The following is a 16,863-nucleotide window of genomic DNA, read 5'->3' on the forward strand; positions in this document are numbered from 1 at the left end:
CCGGACCGTCCTGCGTGAGGGTGAAGACCTGGGTGCCGGTGACGGGATGCCCGTCCGCGGACGTCACCCGGTAGGCGATGGTGTACTCGCCGGCCGGTCCGAGATCACCGACCGCCACGGACACCGTGGCGTCCTCGACGAGGGGATCGCCCTTGGACCACAGGTTGCCGTCCGGGCCCACGACGGTCAGGGCGGCGAAGGATTCCTGCAGGGCCTCGTTGAAGGTCAGGCTCACGCGCTCGGGGCCCTGGGCGATCTGCTCGCCCGGCGCGGGTGTGCTGGCGATGACGACCGAGTGCGCGGCCGCCGGCCCGGCAGCGAACAGCAACGCTGCCGCGACCGCGCCGAGGAGCCCGGCGAGCCGGGCGAGGACGAGGGGGGTCTGTCGCCGGCGCGCGGCGACGGTGTTCGGGATGTTCATGGATTTCTCTCTTCGAGGGGGTCGGTCGCGGTCATGCCGCGACGGGCGGCCCCCGCCGGGAGATGCCCGGTGCCGCCCGCGCCGCCGCGACCGGCCGCACCGTCGCGGGCGGCAGCAGCGTCCGAACCGCCTCGACGCGAGGGGGCACGGTGAGCCACGCGGCCCGCACCGCCCGGGTCAGCGGCCCGCACAGGCGTTGCGCCGCCTCGAGCAGGGCCGCGCACGCGACGACCGCGACGGTGTGCGCGGCGAGCATCGGCACCGACGTGTGCAGGTGACCCGTCGTCACCGCGGCGAGCACCAGGTGCGTCGCGGCCTGCCCGCCCGCGAGCACCACGATGGTGGGCACCGCGCGCAGGTGGGCCGCGACGAGCCCGACCCCGGCCGCGACGGCGACGAGCAGCGTCACCTCGGCGTTGCCGGGCACGCCGCCGCCCGCACTGCCGTGGGCGGCGACCGCCAGGGCGGCGGTCAGCGCTCCCGCGGCGGTGCCGCGCAGGGTCGAGCCGGGTGCCACGGTGGTCGTCGCTAGCGCACGCCGAGCCGGGCCAGCAGGTCGGCCTCGATGCCGTCCAGTTCCCGCGAGATACCGGCATGTGCGGCCTTGCGGCGCGGCGCCGGCATCTGCTCGGCCGCGTGCACCGCCGCCGTCAGGTCGCTGAGGCGGCCCCGGATGGCGTCGGCGAACTTCTGGGTTTCGGCGTCCTTGGGATGGCGCTCGAGGATCTCGGCGAGCGACTTCTCGGCCCCGGCGATGCGGGCGCTCAGGTGCGCGCCGTGACCGGTGTACTCGCCGAGCTGGTCGACGGCGACGCCCATGCGCTGGGCGCGCGCGGCGTCGAGCTGGCCGCGCAGCGCGGTCACCCCCTGGTACACCAGCGGCACGAGTACCGGTGCGAGCAGTCGCACGACGGCCAGGTAGCGCCGGACCTTCGCCGCGGTGAAGCCCTTCTGCGCGGCCGCCTTCTCCTGGGCCTTGAGCGTGGCGATCTGCTGCTTCTCGACCCGGGACTGCGCGGCGATCAGCGCCTTGTCCGCCTTGACCTGCGCCTTGGCCGCCTTGATCTCGGCCTTCGCCAGGCGGCGGTCGCGCCGGCGCTGGTTCTTCGCGTTGAGTTTGGCCTCGAGCTTCGCCTTGTGCTTGAGAGCCTTCGCCTCCGCCTTGCGGGTGGCGCGGCGCTTCCGCCTGCTGAACAACGCCATCGAACAGGACCCTCCATTCGGTGTACGGCACCCACGGCGCCACGATCAGCCTATCCGTGACGGTCGTTTCCGGTTGACCCTAGGTGGACGAATACTGTTCTTCAGTGTGAACGTATCCAGCGAGAGGCGGACCTCGCCGGCCCTGATCGAGGCGAGCGCGCTGACCCGGTGCCGGCACCGTGTCCATCTGGACGCGGCCTTTCCGGACGAGTTGAGCGCGGCCCCGGAGCATCCGGGAGCCAAGCAGCGGCAGGAGGCGGCGGCCACTCACCGCGAGGCCGTGCGGCAGCGGCTGTTCGACGCCCACCCCGGTGGGTGGGTGCGGATCGACCCCGAGGGCCCGGCGTCGCGGCGCGCCGACGCCACCCTCGACGCGTGCCGTCGCGGCGCGGACCGGATCTGGGGGGCGGTCCTGCCGGCGGAGCCCGACACCGGTCGGCGGGGCCGGGCCGAGATCCTGCTGCGCGACGTCGAGCGCGGCGGCTACATCCCGGTGATCGTGGTCAATCACAAGGTCACCGACCCGGGCCGCGGGGCGACGACCTCGGGGCTGTTCGTGTGGGAACCGGCGGTCGACGAGACCCGCAAGGTGCGCGGTCAGGTGCGCGACCAGATGCGGGTGGCCCACCTGTACCGGATGCTCGAGCGTCACGGCCTGGCCAGCCCGGCACAGGTCGGCGGCGCCATCGGGTACGGCGGGGACTGCATCCTCGTGCACGACCTCGGCGCGCTCCTCGAGGACTACGACGCCCGGCTCGCCGACCGGCTCGCGATCGCGCGGGGCGAGACCCCGACGGAGCCGTCGCAGATCGGGGAGTGCAAGACCTGCCCGTGGTGGCCGCGGTGCCGCGAGCAGCTGAGTGCGACGCACGACGTGTCGCTGGTTGCCCCGGGGCAACGCGCGACGGTGCTGCGCGAGCTGGGTGTGCACACGATCGACGAGCTGGCGCGCTGGGAGGGGGACCCGCCCGAGGTCTGGCCGCAGGGTTCGTTCGAGGACACCGTCGTGGTGGCCAAGGCGTGGCTGGCGGGTGCGCCGCTGGTGCGACGGCACGACCACGTGCACGTGCGCCGGGCGGACATCGAGATCGACATCGACATGGAGAGCTACCACGAGCACGGTGCGTACCTGTGGGGCACGCTGCTCAACGTCGACGGGATCTCCGCGTACCGGGCGTTCGTCAGCTGGGATCCGGTACCGACCGACGACGAGGCGCGCTCGTTCGCCGAGTTCTGGACGTGGCTGTCCGCGGAGCGGGCCGCCGCTGCGGCGAGCGGGAAAACCTTTGCGGCCTATTGTTATTCACGTACCGCGGAGGACAAGTGGCTACTCGGTTCGGCTCGGCGGTTCGCCGGGTTCCCGGGGGTGCCGAGTGAGGCCGAGGTGCGCGAGTTCATCGACTCGCCGCAGTGGGTGGACATCTACCAGGTCGTCACCGACCAGTTCGTGTGCCCGAACGGCAAGGGCCTCAAGAAGATCGCACCGATTGCGGGTCACCGCTGGCGCGACGAGGAGGCCGGCGGCGAGGCGTCGATGAGCTGGTACCGCGAGGCCGTCGGCTACGACGGGGATCCGGACCCGCAGCAGCGACGCCGGCTGCTCGAGTACAACGAGGACGACGTGATCGCCACGAAGGTGCTCCGTGAGTGGATGAGCGAGCGTGCGGTGCACGAGATCCCGCACATCTCGGACCTGTAGGTCACTGCTGCGGGGCGGCACCGGGTCACTGCTGCGGGGCGGCACCGGGTCACTGCTGCGGGGCGGCACCGGGTCACTGCTGCGGGGCGGCACCGGGTCACTGCTGCGGGGCGGCACCGGGTCACTGCTGCGGGGCGGCACCGGGTCACTGCTGCGGGGCGGCACCGGGTCACTGCTGCGGGGCGGCACCGGGTCACTGCTGCGGGGCGGCACCGGGTCACTGCTGCGGGGCGGCACCGGGTCACTGCTGCGGGGCGGCACCGGGTCACTGCTGCGGGGCGGCACCGGGTCACTGCTGCGGGGCGGCACCGGGTCACTGCTGCGGGGCGGCACCGGGTCACTGCTGCGGGGCGGCACCGGGTCACTGCTGCGGGGCGGCACCGGGTCACTGCTGCGGGGCGGCACCGGGTCACTGCTGCGGGGCGGCACCGGGTCACTGCTGCGGGGCGGCACCGGGTCACTGCTGCGGGGGTGGCACCGCCTCGGCGAGCCGGATCAGGGCGTCGACCACCGGCGGGCCGAACATCACGGGATCGTTGTGCTCGGCGCCCGGCAGGGCCACCTTTTCGACGAGCCGGCGGGCGGCGGCGGCCACGGCCTCGCTCTGGCCGGGCGGGACGATCGTGTCCGCCGTCCCGTAGACGACGGTGATCGGCACGTCGAGCCGCGCGACGGTCTCGGCGATCGGGAAGCGGTCCCACATCAGCCCGGTGGGCAGCAGCGGGTAGTGGTGCCGGCCGACTGTGGGCAGATCGACGAACGGTGAGCGCAGCAGCATGCCGGCGGGCGGATGCTCGGCGGCGAGGCCGGTCACCACGCCGGTGCCCAGGCTCTCCCCGAGGTAGAGCAGCCGGTCCGGAGCGACGTTCTCGCGGTCGAGGAGGTACTGCCGGGCGGCGCGCACGTCGCGGGCGAGGCCGTCCTCGCTCGGGCGGCCGGGGTTGCCGCCGTAGCCGCGGTAGTCGAAGAGCAGGGTGGCGAAACCGGCCTCCGCGAGTGCCGTCGCCAGCGGGGCGCGGTCGACGCGGCTGCCGCCGTTGCCCGAGGCGAGCAGCACCGTGAAGCCGCGTGCGGCGTCGCGGGCCGGGACGAACCAGGCGCCGAGTTCGAGCCCGTCGGAGGTCGTCAGCCGCACGTCGCGGGCACCGGGGAGCAGCGACTGCGCCGGCGGGGGCGGGGCCCGGTCGGGCAGGTAGATCAGCCGGCGCTGCCCGAACCACAGCGCCGACGCGAGCACCGCGACGACCGCGACCACGACCCATAGCAGGCGCATGAGTTGGATGGTGTGCCCTTTGGGCGGCCCTGGCAACCCAAAGGACACACCGGCCGCGGAGCGGCCTATCGCGGCGCCATGCGCAGCGCGCCGTCCATGCGGATGGTCTCGCCGTTGAGGTAGTCGTGCTCCGCGATCATCTGCACGAGCTGGGCGTACTCGGCCGGCTGGGCGAGGCGGGACGGGAAGGGCACGCCCGCCTCGAGGCCCTTGCGGTACTCCTCGGTGACGCCGGCGAGCATCGGGGTGTCGACGATGCCGGGGGCGATGGTGTTGACCCGGATGCCGTACTGGGCCAGGTCGCGGGCCGCGGGGACGGTCATGCCGTGGACGCCGCCCTTGGAGGCGGAGTAGGCGATCTGGCCGATCTGGCCCTCGAACGCGGCGACGGAGGCGGTGTTGACGATGACGCCGCGCTGGCCGTACTCGTCGACGGGCTCGGTCTTGGCCATCGCGTCGGCGGCCAGGCGCAGCACGTTGAACGTGCCGAGCAGGTTGACGGTTATGACGGTGCGGAACAGCTCGAGGTCGTGCGGGCCGTTCTTCGACAGGACCCGGCCGGCCCAGCCGACGCCGGCGCAGTTGACGACGATGCGCAACGGCACGCCCGAGGCGACGATCTGGTCGACGGCGGCCTGCACGTCGTCGGCGCTGGTCACGTCGGTGGCGATGAGGGTGACGCCGGCGGGCGCCTTGTCGCCGACGCGTTCGATGGACTGGGCGAGGTCGAGACCGAAGACGGTCGCGCCGGCGTCGGCGAGACGCTGGGCGGTGGCTGCGCCGAGACCGGACGCCGCGCCGGTGACCAGTGCGGCGGTTCCCTGAATTTCCACTGCCGTGCTCCTTTCGTGGCGCCACCGTTCGGCGTGCGCCTTGTCGACGGTGGCACCTTAGCGCGCGCTAGCTCCGTCCGGTGCGGCGGCGGACCGCATGCCATCCTCGGGGGATGGCACGGACGTGGTTGTCGGTGACGGTGGAGCTGCTCGGTGGGCGCGGCGAGCAGCTGTGGCCGTGGCCCGGCCGCGTCTTCGCGGTCGGACCGTCGCACACCTTCGAGGACCTGGCCAGTGCCATCAACGATGCCTTCGCTCGATGGGACCGCTCCCACCTGTCGATGTTCATCCTGCCCGGCGGACGAGTGGTCACCGACGCGCAGACCGGCGCCGAGATCGCCGGGTCGATCGGTGGGCCCATCACGGAGCCGGTGGACATCGAGTCGTCCGAGGTCGCTCGGCTGCTGGGGCCTGGAGCGGAATTCCAGTTCACCTTCGACCTGGGCGACGACTGGACGCACCGGTGCGTGATCGGGAAGGAGAAAGTCGACCCCGTGGAAGTGCTGGGAACCGCGCCGACAAAGCCCCTGCCGTACTGGGGGTGGGGCGACATCCCGGACCAGTACGGGCGCCGGTGGGCCGACGACGACGGGCAGAGCCGAGCGCCGCGCAGACCGAGTCGTCCGCATCCCATGCTGGTGCACGCCTGGCCCGCACGAGAGCAGGTGGTCGACCCGTCCGAGCTGCGCGCGGCTGTGGCGACTGCAGATGCACCCCGCTTCCTCGCTGCGGTGCGGGGACACGAGGTCGACGATTTGCTGCAGCAGGTGGGGGCCGGCATACCGACGGCCCTGCAGCAGCGGCGTCGGGAAGCCGAGCCGGTGGCACTGTCGGTGATCGACCGGCTGACTCGGCGCGGCGGCCCCGGTGACGAGGTGCTGGCCGAGGACCTGCTCGCGTGTCTGCACGGCGAGTCGCTGACCGGCCGGGTGCTACCTGTCGACCTCGAGATGCTCAGTGCCGCGCTGGAAGGCGATCCGGGCGTATCGACCGGTGGGTACATCGATCTGCGCACCGGGGAGGTGTACGACGAGAGCAGTACCGACCCGATGATGGTCGGGGAAGACGTCGCCGTCGACGTCGAGACCGAGCCCGACCGGTGGCTTCGGTTCGACCGCACCGGCGCGCGGGACGGTTGGCGCGACATGGCGGCCTTCGCCGAGCGGCAGCAGGATGTCGCGCTGCGGGAGCGGCTGCAGCGGGCGATCGAGGGCAAGGGCGCCTTCCGTCGCTTCCGCGACCTCGTCCACCACGAGGGTCTTGCCGACCCTTGGGACGCCTTCGTCGCCGACCGCCGACTGGGTCGTGCCCGCGAGTTCCTCGCCGACGCGGGTATTCGCGTGGGGTGACGGTCCGGGCGGGTGTGCCAGGAGCGTCTGTGCCCCTCGGGGGTCAGCCGACGGAACACGGTGGCCGACGGTGTGCGAGGAGTCCGGTCGTCGCCGCAACCCGTCGCCGCATCCCGGCCGGCTCCGTCCTGAAAGGGGACGTTCACGGTGTCGGTCCGCGCCGGCGGATCCCCGTTCCGCTCTCGCCGTCGCCGAGAGCGGGAACCTACCGCGGGTCGTCGCGTCCGAGGCGCGTCGCGCCGATCCCGGCCGCGACGAGGCACGCCGCGGCACCGAGCAGTAGCCCGGCCCGGCCACCCCACTGCTCGCTGACCCACCCCGCGACCGGGCCGCCGACGGCGGTGGAGCCGAGGAAGGCCACGGCGAACAGCGCCATCACCCGCCCGCGCATGCCGGGGGCCGCGGCGAGCTGCAGGGAGCTGTTGGTGGTGGCGGTGAACGCGACGCTCAGGACGCCGACCAGCACCATCGCGGCGAGCATGAGTTCGAGCGTGGGCGCCGCCGCGGCCGCGAGCAGCACCACACCGAACACCGCGGAGGTGACCACCACGGCGGTGGTGCCGGTGCGACCCCAGGTCGCCACGGCGAGACCGCCGACGACGGCACCCGCGCCCATCGCGGCGGTGAGGAAGCCGTAGGTCTCGGCGCCGGCGCCGAAGGTCTGTCGGGCGACCACGGGCAGCACCACCTGGAACTCGTAGGCCAGGCAGCCCACCAGTGCCATCGTCAGCAACGGAACCGCGAGGGCCGGGGTCTGCCGCACGTGCGCGAACCCCTCGCGGAGCTGCCCGCGGGCACGGGCGGCGGGTGGCGACGGGCGCAGCAGGGACAGGTCCAGGCTCGCGAGGGAGGCGACGACGGCGACGAAGCTGAGTGCGTTGAGCAGGAAGCACACCCCGAGACCGCCGACGGCGATGATCAGTCCCGCGACGGCCGGGCCGATCAGGCGCGCGACGGACGCCAGCACCGATTGCAGGCTCACGGCGTTGCGCAGGTCCTCCGGCCCGACGAGCTCGAGCATGAACGACTGCCGGGCGGGATTCTCGAAGCACTGGTTGAGGCCGAGGACGACGGCGAGGACGTAGACGTGCCACAGCTGGACGGCGCCGGTGACGGTGAGCAGGCCCAGGACGAGGGCCTGCACGCCCATCGCGGACTGCAGGCCGATCATGAGCCGGCGCTTGTCGACGCGGTCGGCGACCACGCCGCCGTAGGGGCCGAGCAGCAGCATCGGCACGGTCTGTAGGGCCAGGACGAGGCCGATGGCCGTGCCGGAACCGGTGAGTTCGAGCACCAGCCAGGACTGGGCGACCGTCTGCATCCACGTGCCGATCAGGGAGATCGCCTGTCCGCTGAGGTAGCGCCGGAAGTTGGCGCCGCGGAAGGCGGCGAAGGTCTGTCCGCGCAGGTCGGTGAGGACGGTCATCGGCGCTCCTCCGCGGAGCGACGGCACATCTGCTCGGCGAGCGCTTCGAGCGCCGGGAGGGCGTCGTGCAGGGCGTGGAGCCGATCGGAGGACAGTTCCGCGAGGTGCTCGGTGAACACCGCGGTACGCATGCGACGCAGGTCGGCGAAGGTGCGGGCACCGGCCTCGGTGATGTGGGCGCGGACGACGCGCTTGTCGTCGGGGTCGGGGGAGCGGGTGAGCAGCCCGGCGTCCTCGAGCTTGCCGAGCATCCGCGAGAGCATGGTGGGGTTGAGGCCCTCGATCTCGGCGAGTTCGCGCACGCCGACGGTCTCGCGGCGGGCGACGGTGGCGAGGATCGAGAACTGGGAGCGGGTGAGCCCGCCCGCGCCGGTGGTGCGGCGGTCGACGCGGCGCGCGATGCGGCCGAGAGCCACGCGCAGGCGGTTGACGTCCTCGTCGTCGAAGCGATCGTGTGCGGGCGTGATGCCACCTCCATTTAGTTGCCTATCGGCAAGCATACTCCTGGGCGGGCGGTCGCGCAGGCGTCCGGAGGGCACTCTCTATCGTTCGACGGAGTCCGAGGCGGCGGGGACCGGGTGGGTCTCGGCGCGGCGGCGCAGCAGGGCGCGACCGGTCACGGCGGCGAGCGCGACGGCGAGGGTCGCACCGCCCGCGACGGGGCCGACGGGCGTGCCGGGGGCCAGGCCCTCGCCGAGCATCCAGGCGCCGAACCCGAAGAACAGCGCCGACGCCGCCAGCCGGATCGCGTTCTCCGGCAGGTGCCGGCCGAGGACGGCGCCGAGGACGATGGCCAGGGCGTCGGCGGCCACCATGCCGACCGTCGAGCCGACCCACACGCCGGCCCAGTCGTTGTCCGCGGCCAGGGTGATGGTGGCGAGCATGGTCTTGTCGCCGAGTTCGGCGAGGAAGAAGGCCGACAGGACGGCGAGGAAGGCCGAGCGGGTGACGCGGGCCGCCTTGCCCTGCTCGTCCTCGTCGAGGGAGTCGCCGCGCAGCGTCCACAGGCCGAAGAACAGGAAGGCCAGGCCACCGACGATCGCCATCGCCGAGGTGGGGATCGCCAGACCCAGGTAGTGGCCCACGGCGACGGAGACTAGGTGCACGGCGGTCGTGGCCGCGAGAATGCCGGACAGCACCACCCACCAGCGGTAGCGAAGGGCGAACGTCATCGCCATGAGCTGCGACTTGTCGCCGAGCTCGGCCGCGAACACCACGACGAAACTCAGAACCAGGGCGGACCACATGCCGGGGTTGCTCCTCCTCGTGTCGTGTGGAGGAGGCGGGGACCTTCCTCCGGCCGGACGACGCGGATGCGTCGCGGCCGAAGGTCTCGCCCACCGGTACGGATTCCGGTTCGCCGGGCCGGGCTGAACGCCAGTATGTCGACCGGGCGATTGCGGGCTACTCCCCTTCGCTTAGGCAACCATAATCGGAGCGGCACGAAATCGCAAAGGCGGCAACAAGTTTGGGAACCCGAACTTTTCGGTGCGGGTCCCGGTCAGGCGGCGAGCAGCATGGCCAGAACCGCGGTGTCGGGATCGCTGTTGGGGTCCACCCCGACCCGGCTGACCAGCGACGTCACCGTTCCGTCGGCCTCCGCCTCCACCCACGCGGCCCGGTGCTCGAGCCCCAGGTGCGGCAACCCCGGCAGCAGCACGCAACCCGAGGCCGCCCCCGTGCACTCCGGCAGCGACGGCCGGGTCTCGGACGGCGGGTGCAGCACGATCAGGGCGGGCGGCTGATGCGCCGCGAACCGGCCCGGCTCCACCGCCTCGTCGCCGATCACCGGTCCCTCCGCGAGCACCAGGCCCACCGTGCCCGGCTCGGGGTCGTCCGGCAGTTCCTCACGCACCCCGAACACCGTCGACGTGGTCAGCAGGCCGGGCAGCGACGCCACCCGCACCGTCACCGCGAGCAACTGCGCCCACTCGCGGGTGCTCTCCGGCCACCGCCCCGACACCACGAATCCCCGCAGGGATCCGGCGGTGTGGAAGGCGGCGAGGCCGATCTGTTCGTTCCCGTTCATCCCGCTACCTCCTCGGTGTGACGACAGTCGATGACCGATACACGCCGTTGGGTAGGTGAAGAATGACCGTTTCGTCCGCTGGCACACAAGAGCCCCCGAGTGCCAGCTCCGTCCGAAGCCCCGGGAACGCGCGAAGGGGACGCCGGAATCCGGCGTCCCCTTCACGACGTGCGACGCGACTAGACCAGCAGACCGGAGGTCTGGGTGCGGGCGCGCTCGAAGCGGGCCTGCACGTCGGCCCAGTTGACGATGTTCCAGAAGGCCTTGACGTAGTCGGCCTTGACGTTCTGGTACTGCAGGTAGAAGGCGTGCTCCCACATGTCGAGCATGAGCAGCGGGGTCAGGCCGATCGGGATGTTGCCCTGCTGGTCGTACAGCTGGACGATGATCAGGCGCTGGCCGATGGAGTCCCAGGCCAGGATGGACCAGCCGGAGCCCTGGATCGAGTTGGCGTTCGCCGAGAAGTGGTCCCGGAAGGCGTCGAAGGAACCGAACGCGTCGTCGATCGCGGCACCGAGTTCACCGTCCGGCTTGTCGCCACCCTCCGGCGACAGGTTCTTCCAGAAGACGGAGTGGTTGGTGTGGCCGCCGAGGTGGAAGGCCAGGTCCTTCTCCAGCTTGGTGGCCTGCGCCGCCATCGTGCCGTTCTCCCGTGCCTCCGCCATCTTCTCGAGGGCGGTGTTGGCGCCGGCAACGTAGGTCGCGTGATGCTTGCTGTGGTGCAGCTCCATGATCTTCGCCGAGATGTGCGGCTCGAGCGCGGCGTAGTCGTAGGGCAGGTCCGGAAGTGTGTACTCAGCCACGAAGGGTCCCTTCTGTTCGGGCCCGGTAGGGCCCGTGCGTGATTTTCAAGTACTCCTGGGTTTCCACCCAAACCCATAAGTACACCCTCTGCAAGATCGCCTGCGCAGCCGGTCGGCGCCGGGACATCGGGGGTCACGGCGCCGGCCGGCCACGGGCGGAGCGTCTACCTGCGGAAACGCCGCGCAATTCGGCCGGCACATGAACGGCCGCTTAACATCGGCGGGTGTTTCGGCCCTTCGCGAGCGACGGGACGCGCGATGCCCCGGCGCCGCGCGTGGACCTGCCGGGTGTGAACCTGCTCCGCACCGTCGCCGTCCTGGCGGTGCTGTACTCGCACATCTCCTTCTATCTGATCGACGACCTCGGCACCGGCTGGTGGGTCATCGACGTCGTGTACCGGGTGCTCGTCGAGGGGGCCGGTCTCAACCAGCACCTGTCCTTCCTCGGCGTCGCGATGTTCATGACCCTGACCGGGCTGCTCATCACCCGCTCCGCCATCCGCGACGAACCGCGCCGCTTCCTCGTCGCCCGCAGCGCGCGGCTGATCCCGGCGTTCTGGGTGGCGATCCTGGCCGCGATCCTGCTGGTGCGGCTCGGTGTCAACGGCATGTTCAGCGGCCAGACCGGCGTCTCCGACGCCGAGGCCGTACTCAGCTTCTTCCTGGGTGGGTTCTTCCTGAAGCCCGAGGTGGCGGTGCTCGGGGTCACCTGGACCCTCGCCGTCCAGATCACCTTCTATCTGTACTGCGTGGCCGCCCGGCCGCTCCTGCACACCCGGCCCATCGTCGTCCCCGTCCTCGGGGCGGTGGCGTGCATGCTGGTGCTGCTGTACAACCTGTACCTGCCGGAGCCGTACACCGCGCCGTTCCTGTCCAAGATCGCGGCCACGATGCCGACCGTGTTCCTCGGTCAGATCGTGTACCTCGGCTGGGCGCGGCTGACGTCCCGTCGCTGGCTGATCGTCGCGCTGCTCGCCCAGGTCCAGGTGATCCACCTGGCCACCGACTACCAGGTGTACTGGGCCGGCAGCCGCTACCTGTGGACCATCGTCGTGGTCACCGCGTGCGTGGTGCTGATCTCCCGCATCGACGGCCGGTTCGCCCGCTCGCGGGTGCTGCACTGGACCGCGACCCGCAGCTATGCGATCTACCTGGTGCACACGCTGGTGCTGTACCGGGTGTACGAGAACACGGTCGCCCATCTGGGCCGCACCGGGGCCGTGCTCGCGTTCCTGGTGGTGTGTGCGGCCGTCTCCGAACTGCTCTACCGCGGCGTCGAGGTGCCGGCCGCCCGCTGGATCAGCGCCCGGTGGCTCCCGCCCCGCCCGTCGCCCCAGGTCACGGCCGAGGCGGAGCCCGTGGAGAAGCCGCGCGCGTAGCATCGAGGCATGTCCTGGTTCGACGACATCCTTGCCCGTGCGGGTTCGAAATCGGTGATGGTCGCGCAGGAGCAGGCGCTGCCCGGCCGGGCCGAGCCGCTGCCCGTCCCCGACACCCACTACGTCAACGGACACCGCATCGCCCCGCCGTTCCCCGAGGGACTGCAGACCGCCGTCCTCGGGATGGGCTGCTTCTGGGGAGCCGAGAAGGAGTTCTGGCAGCTCGAGGGCGTGTACTCCACGGCCGCGGGATATGCCGGTGGATACACCCCGAACCCCACCTACGAGGAAGTCTGCTCGGGCCGGACCGGGCACACCGAGGTGGTGCTGGTGGTGTTCGATCCGAAGGTGATCTCCTACGGGGGCATCCTCAAGCAGTTCTGGGAGAACCACGATCCCACCCAGGGCATGCGTCAGGGCAACGACCACGGCACCCAGTACCGCTCGGCGATCTACACGTTCGACGAGGGGCAGATCGAGATCGCCGAGGCCACCGCCGAGAGTTACGGCGCCCGCCTCGCCGCCGCCGGCTACGGCGCCGTGACGACCGAGATCGCGCCGCTCACGCAGTTCTACTACGCGGAGGACTACCACCAGCAGTACCTGGCGAAGAATCCGAACGGGTACTGCCCCGTCCACGCCACCGGGGTGAGCTGCCCGGTCGGGCTCGGCGCCTGACGCAGCGCCCCCGCCGAGCGGATCGGCCTCGGCGACGTCCGGCGCTTCTGTGACGTTGGCCGGGACACCTTGCAGTCCTTAGCTGTGCGTATCACCCTGGAGTGAGGGAGTTGTCACGGGGGAGAGGATCGAGGCCGAGATGATGGGGAACACGAGCGGATATCTGCGGGTCCTGCGGCGCGGGCTGCGGGGTCGCCACCCGCTGATCCGGCGCACCGATCGCGTCGAGGCGCGCCTGGTGGTCGCGGTGCTGGTCCTTCTCCTGGCGGCGATCCCCCTCGCCGGCTGGGTCGGCGCCCGTACCTGGGACACCCAGTCCGCTCTGGCCGTGCAGCAGACCGCCGAGCGCACCCTCGTGACGGCGACGACGCAGGCGCCGGCCGAGGCCACGGACGTCACCGTCGGCGAACTCGCGATGACGGCCTCCGCGGCCGCCCCCGCCACCTGGATGTGGGGCGACGAGAAGCGCCGGGGCGACGTCACCGTGGACTACGGCACACCGGCCGGCGCCGACGTGCAGATCTGGGTCGATCCGAACGGCGAACAGGCTCTCGCACCGCTGAGCGCAACGAGCGCGAAGATCTCCTCGGTCCTGGTCGGGGTCGCCCTCTGGTGCGCCGCGGCCCTGCTCGCCGCCGCGATGTTCGGCTACGGCCGGTGGCGGCTGGATCGCACACGCCGCCGGGAGTGGAGCCGCGAGATCGCGGCCTTCCTCGGTTCCACCAGCAGCCACTGACCGCGCCGGCTCGTCACACCTGCGGCATGACCTCCCTCGCCACCAGTTCGAGGTGGTCGAGGTCGGCCAGATCCAGCACCTGCAGGTAGATGCGCTGCGACCCGGCCTCGGCGTAGCGGCCGATCTTGTCGATCACCTCGGCGGGGGTGCCGGCGAGGCCGTTCTCCCGCAGCTCGTCCACCTCGCGTCCGATCCGACCGGCGCGGCGGGCGATCTCCGCCTCGTCGCGACCGCAGCACAGCACGAGCGCGGTGGAGTACGTCAGCTCGGCCGGGTCGCGGTCGGCCGCGCGGCACGCCTCCTGCACCCGCGCGAACTGGGCCGCGGTCGCCTCCACCGACTGGAACGGGATGTTGAATTCGTCCGCGTACCGGGCGGCGAGGGCCGGGGTGCGGCGCTTGCCCCCGCCGCCGATCACGATCGGCGGACCGGAACGCTGGTGCGGCTTGGGCAGCGCCGGCGAATCGACGATGCGGTGGTGCGCCCCCTCGTAGGAGAAGGTCTCGCCCACGGGCGTCTGCCACAGGCCGGTGATCACGGCGAGCGACTCCTCCAGCTTGTCGAAGCGCTCCTTCAGCGACGGGAACGGGATCCCGTAGGCGAGGTGCTCCTCCTCGTACCAGCCGGCGCCCAGACCGAAGTCGACCCGCCCGCCGCTCATCGCGTCGACCTGTGCGACGGAGATCGCGAGGGGGCCGGGGTGGCGGAACGTCGCGGAGGTCACCAGCGTGCCCAACCGGATCGTGGAGGTCTCCCGCGCCAGACCGGCCAGCGTGATCCAGGCATCGGTCGGACCGGGCAGGCCCGCGGAGTTCATCGCGAGATAGTGGTCGGAACGGAAGAACGCGCCGTAGCCGAGCCGCTCGGCCGTCTGCGCGACGGCGAGCAGATCCCCGTAGGTGGCACCCTGCTGAGGTTCGGTGAAGATCCGTAGTTCCATGCCGTCGATCATTTCAGTTCGACGAAGACGACGTGGGTCTGCGTCGCACCGACGTTCTTCCCGGAACGGACCCGTGCGGGAGCCGGACGCCCTCCTCGGACGCAACCGATCCTCCTTATCGGGCCGTCGCCGAGGCCCTCTCGCGCAAGCACGGGCGTGCGGGGGAGGTGGACGACGCGGCGCGATCGTCGCGGTGCCGTCGCCGGGACCTACGAGCTGTGCGTGGTGGTGCAGAAGATGTCTGTGGTGCAGAAGATGTCTGTGGGGCAATGGATGACGTGGGTGCGTCGTCATCTCACCGCCGAAATGTTCCCGGAGTGAGGCGATGTGCGGCTGTGGAAACTGTGCCTTCTGTGGATGAAGCTGTGGAAACTGTGGATAACTCCCGCGCGGAGGCATTTTCACGCGGCGCCGGTGGAGCCCGGGAATCGGACGGGTTCCAGTTCTGCGGGGTCGCGGCGGGATGCCGGTGCTCGCTGCATACGCCCCGGCGGCGTGCCAGTATTGACGATGTGAGCTTCTCCGACGTGCCCACCGTCACCGTCTCGGACGTGCCGCCGATCGGCCCCGACGTCGTACTGCTCGACGTACGCGAATCCGACGAATGGGACCTCGGGCACGCTCCCGGGGCTCTGCACATCCCCATGAGCGACGTTCCCGCCCGCCTGGACGAGATCGACATCGACGCCGAGGTGTACGTCGTGTGCCGCCAGGGAGGACGCTCACTCGCCGTCGTCGAATACCTGTCCCAAGTCGGCTACGAGGCGATCCAGGTCCACGGCGGAATGGTGTCCTGGCAGCAGAACGGACTGCCCCTCACCGCCGACGGCGACACCCCGGCGAAGATCTATTGATGGCTGCCTACCAGATCTGCGTCCGCTGCGGGCACCGCTGGCCCGTGTCCTGGCAGCCCCGGCAGTGGTGCCCGGGCTGCCGGGGCCTGCTGCTGTCCCCCGACGACACCGCCGCCCCCGTGCCGCCGCGGCGCCGCAACTTCCGCTGGGTCGCACGGCCGCCGCAGACCCGGTCCGCCGCGGACGGCCGCCGGCCCCGGCGCCGGTCCGCGGGACCTACCCCGCACTACCGCGAGGTGCCGCGCTGGGGCCTCGCCGACCCGCGTCCGGTCGACGAACCGACGGAACCGTCGCGGGAGGACACCCTCGCCGACCTCGCCCCGACGCTCCTCGCGGGCGCGGCCGTCGTCTTCGGCCTCGCCGCGGTCGCCGAGGCGATCCGGTACGGGCTGCTGCTGTACAACCGCACGCGCCTCGTGGATCCCCTCGCTCTCGCCGCCTCCGACGCCCTGGTGTGGGCCACCCAGCTGTGCGGACCCGCCGTCGCCCTCGCCGCGGGTGTCGCGGCGACGCTGCGCCTGATCCGGGTGCGGCGACAACTGTTCGCCGCCCGCGGACTCGCCGACCCCCGCGGCCGGCTGTCGCTGCTGCTCGGCTGCCTCGTGCCCGGAGTGAACCTCGCGCTGCCCGGGGTCTTTCTCACCGAGGTCACCGGTCCCGGCGACCCGCGGCTACGACGAGCCGTGCGGACGTGGTGGGTGCTGTGGGTGCTCGGCGGCGTGCTGTTCGTCGTCAACGTGCTGTGGCGGCAGCGGGACGCCCTGCAGGCGCAGGCCGACGGCGTGCTGCTCGCCGCCGTGACCGCGGCCCTCGCCGCGGCCGTCGCCGTCGCGGCCCTGCACGTCGTGCGGCTGTTCGACGACCACGATCTGCGCGGCCGTCCCCGTCGCCTGCCCCGCCGCACCGTGGCGACCGGCCCGAAGCACGAACCCATCGCTCCGATCGAACCGGTCGGCGCCCGCACCGACGAGGTGGTGGCCCCGTGACCGCGGGCTGGGAACCGCGCGTCGTCGCCCACCGGGGTGCCTCCGCCGCCAAGGCCGAGCACACCCTCGCGGCCTACGAACTGGCGCTGCAGGAAGGCGCCGACGGCCTCGAATGCGACGTACGGCTGACCCGCGACGGGCATCTGGTGTGCGTCCACGACCGCACCGTCGACCGCACCTCCAACGGGAGCGGCATGGTGAGCGAGATGACCCTCGCCCAGCTCGAGGAACTCGACTACGGCAGGCCCCGCGAG

19 protein-coding genes are annotated in these 16,863 nt (G+C 71.8%); 8 read left to right on the forward strand and 11 right to left on the reverse strand.

Features of this window, described 5'->3' with window-relative positions; translation table 11 throughout:
• The 3 genes from OEY_RS28845 to OEY_RS0122175 all read right to left on the reverse strand — a co-directional run.
• Window positions 1-421 (reverse strand): copper resistance CopC family protein (locus OEY_RS28845; RefSeq protein WP_010595955.1); only part of this gene is annotated, 421 nt, incomplete at its 3' end.
• A 31-nt stretch (window positions 422-452) separates the two neighbouring features.
• A complete protein-coding gene (locus OEY_RS0122170; protein ID WP_010595956.1) occupies window positions 453-938 on the reverse strand; it encodes a hypothetical protein in 486 nt (161 codons plus the stop codon).
• 11 nt (window positions 939-949) lie between these two features.
• Entirely contained in the window at window positions 950-1,624 is a 675-nt protein-coding gene (locus OEY_RS0122175; protein WP_010595957.1) for a DUF6474 family protein, read from the reverse strand.
• A gap of 106 nt (window positions 1,625-1,730) precedes the next feature.
• Between OEY_RS0122175 and OEY_RS0122180 the strand changes: the two genes are divergently transcribed.
• On the forward strand, window positions 1,731-3,323 hold the full coding sequence (locus OEY_RS0122180) for a TM0106 family RecB-like putative nuclease (protein WP_010595958.1): 1,593 nt from the start codon (window positions 1,731-1,733) through the stop codon (window positions 3,321-3,323).
• Between the two features lie 457 nt (window positions 3,324-3,780).
• Here OEY_RS0122180 and OEY_RS0122185 read toward each other — a convergent pair whose 3' ends face one another.
• Together OEY_RS0122185 and OEY_RS0122190 are read right to left on the reverse strand one after the other, a co-directional pair.
• Window positions 3,781-4,596 (reverse strand): alpha/beta hydrolase, encoded by an 816-nt coding sequence (locus tag OEY_RS0122185; RefSeq protein ID WP_010595960.1) that lies wholly within the window; start codon window positions 4,594-4,596, stop codon window positions 3,781-3,783.
• Between the two features lie 65 nt (window positions 4,597-4,661).
• Window positions 4,662-5,429, reverse strand: coding sequence for an SDR family NAD(P)-dependent oxidoreductase (locus OEY_RS0122190; protein ID WP_010595961.1), 768 nt, complete (start codon window positions 5,427-5,429; stop codon window positions 4,662-4,664).
• Between the two features lie 113 nt (window positions 5,430-5,542).
• On the opposite strand from OEY_RS0122190, the gene OEY_RS0122195 reads away from it, so the two are divergent.
• Window positions 5,543-6,778: a UPF0158 family protein gene (locus OEY_RS0122195; protein ID WP_010595962.1), complete on the forward strand. Its 1,236-nt coding sequence runs from the start codon at window positions 5,543-5,545 to the stop codon at window positions 6,776-6,778.
• A gap of 205 nt (window positions 6,779-6,983) precedes the next feature.
• On the opposite strand, the gene OEY_RS0122200 is transcribed toward OEY_RS0122195, so the two are convergent.
• From OEY_RS0122200 to OEY_RS0122220, 5 genes are all read right to left on the reverse strand, one after another.
• Window positions 6,984-8,204 (reverse strand): MFS transporter, encoded by a 1,221-nt coding sequence (locus OEY_RS0122200; RefSeq protein WP_010595963.1) that lies wholly within the window; start codon window positions 8,202-8,204, stop codon window positions 6,984-6,986.
• Window positions 8,201-8,620 (reverse strand): MarR family winged helix-turn-helix transcriptional regulator, encoded by a 420-nt coding sequence (locus OEY_RS0122205; RefSeq protein ID WP_010595964.1) that lies wholly within the window; start codon window positions 8,618-8,620, stop codon window positions 8,201-8,203. Before OEY_RS0122205 ends, OEY_RS0122200 begins: the two co-directional genes overlap by 4 nt.
• 126 nt (window positions 8,621-8,746) lie before the next feature.
• Window positions 8,747-9,451, reverse strand: coding sequence for a TMEM165/GDT1 family protein (locus OEY_RS0122210; protein ID WP_010595965.1), 705 nt, complete (start codon window positions 9,449-9,451; stop codon window positions 8,747-8,749).
• 254 nt (window positions 9,452-9,705) lie between these two features.
• Window positions 9,706-10,233, reverse strand: a complete 528-nt coding sequence (locus OEY_RS0122215; RefSeq protein ID WP_010595966.1) for a hypothetical protein — start codon at window positions 10,231-10,233, stop codon at window positions 9,706-9,708.
• Between the two features lie 179 nt (window positions 10,234-10,412).
• Window positions 10,413-11,036: a superoxide dismutase gene (locus OEY_RS0122220; protein WP_003939397.1), complete on the reverse strand. Its 624-nt coding sequence runs from the start codon at window positions 11,034-11,036 to the stop codon at window positions 10,413-10,415.
• A gap of 275 nt (window positions 11,037-11,311) precedes the next feature.
• Between OEY_RS0122220 and OEY_RS0122225 the strand changes: the two genes are divergently transcribed.
• The 3 genes from OEY_RS0122225 to OEY_RS0122235 all read left to right on the forward strand — a co-directional run bounded on the left by OEY_RS0122225 (window position 11,312) and on the right by OEY_RS0122235 (window position 13,829).
• Window positions 11,312-12,415, forward strand: coding sequence for an acyltransferase family protein (locus tag OEY_RS0122225; protein ID WP_010595967.1), 1,104 nt, complete (start codon window positions 11,312-11,314; stop codon window positions 12,413-12,415).
• Between the two features lie 9 nt (window positions 12,416-12,424).
• Window positions 12,425-13,093 (forward strand): peptide-methionine (S)-S-oxide reductase MsrA, encoded by a 669-nt coding sequence (gene msrA / locus OEY_RS0122230; protein ID WP_010595968.1) that lies wholly within the window; start codon window positions 12,425-12,427, stop codon window positions 13,091-13,093.
• A gap of 139 nt (window positions 13,094-13,232) precedes the next feature.
• A complete protein-coding gene (locus OEY_RS0122235; protein ID WP_010595969.1) occupies window positions 13,233-13,829 on the forward strand; it encodes an Rv1733c family protein in 597 nt (198 codons plus the stop codon).
• 13 nt (window positions 13,830-13,842) lie between these two features.
• Here OEY_RS0122235 and OEY_RS0122240 read toward each other — a convergent pair whose 3' ends face one another.
• Window positions 13,843-14,769, reverse strand: coding sequence for an LLM class F420-dependent oxidoreductase (locus OEY_RS0122240; RefSeq protein ID WP_010595970.1), 927 nt, complete (start codon window positions 14,767-14,769; stop codon window positions 13,843-13,845).
• A 512-nt stretch (window positions 14,770-15,281) separates the two neighbouring features.
• Between OEY_RS0122240 and OEY_RS0122250 the strand changes: the two genes are divergently transcribed.
• The 3 genes from OEY_RS0122250 to OEY_RS0122260 form a co-directional block, all read left to right on the forward strand.
• On the forward strand, window positions 15,282-15,623 hold the full coding sequence (locus tag OEY_RS0122250) for a rhodanese-like domain-containing protein (RefSeq protein WP_010595971.1): 342 nt from the start codon (window positions 15,282-15,284) through the stop codon (window positions 15,621-15,623).
• The gene (locus OEY_RS0122255; protein ID WP_010595972.1) at window positions 15,623-16,609 is read left to right on the forward strand and encodes a DUF4328 domain-containing protein; all 987 of its coding nucleotides are present in this window, start codon (window positions 15,623-15,625) and stop codon (window positions 16,607-16,609) included. Before OEY_RS0122250 ends, OEY_RS0122255 begins: the two co-directional genes overlap by 1 nt.
• The coding region (locus OEY_RS0122260) for a glycerophosphodiester phosphodiesterase family protein (protein WP_010595973.1) at window positions 16,606-16,863 on the forward strand (258 nt) is incomplete at its 3' end. The genes OEY_RS0122255 and OEY_RS0122260, both read left to right, overlap by 4 nt.

The sequence above is a fragment of the Rhodococcus sp. P14 genome, assembly GCF_000256505.1.
Classification (GTDB): domain Bacteria; phylum Actinomycetota; class Actinomycetes; order Mycobacteriales; family Mycobacteriaceae; genus Rhodococcus; species Rhodococcus ruber.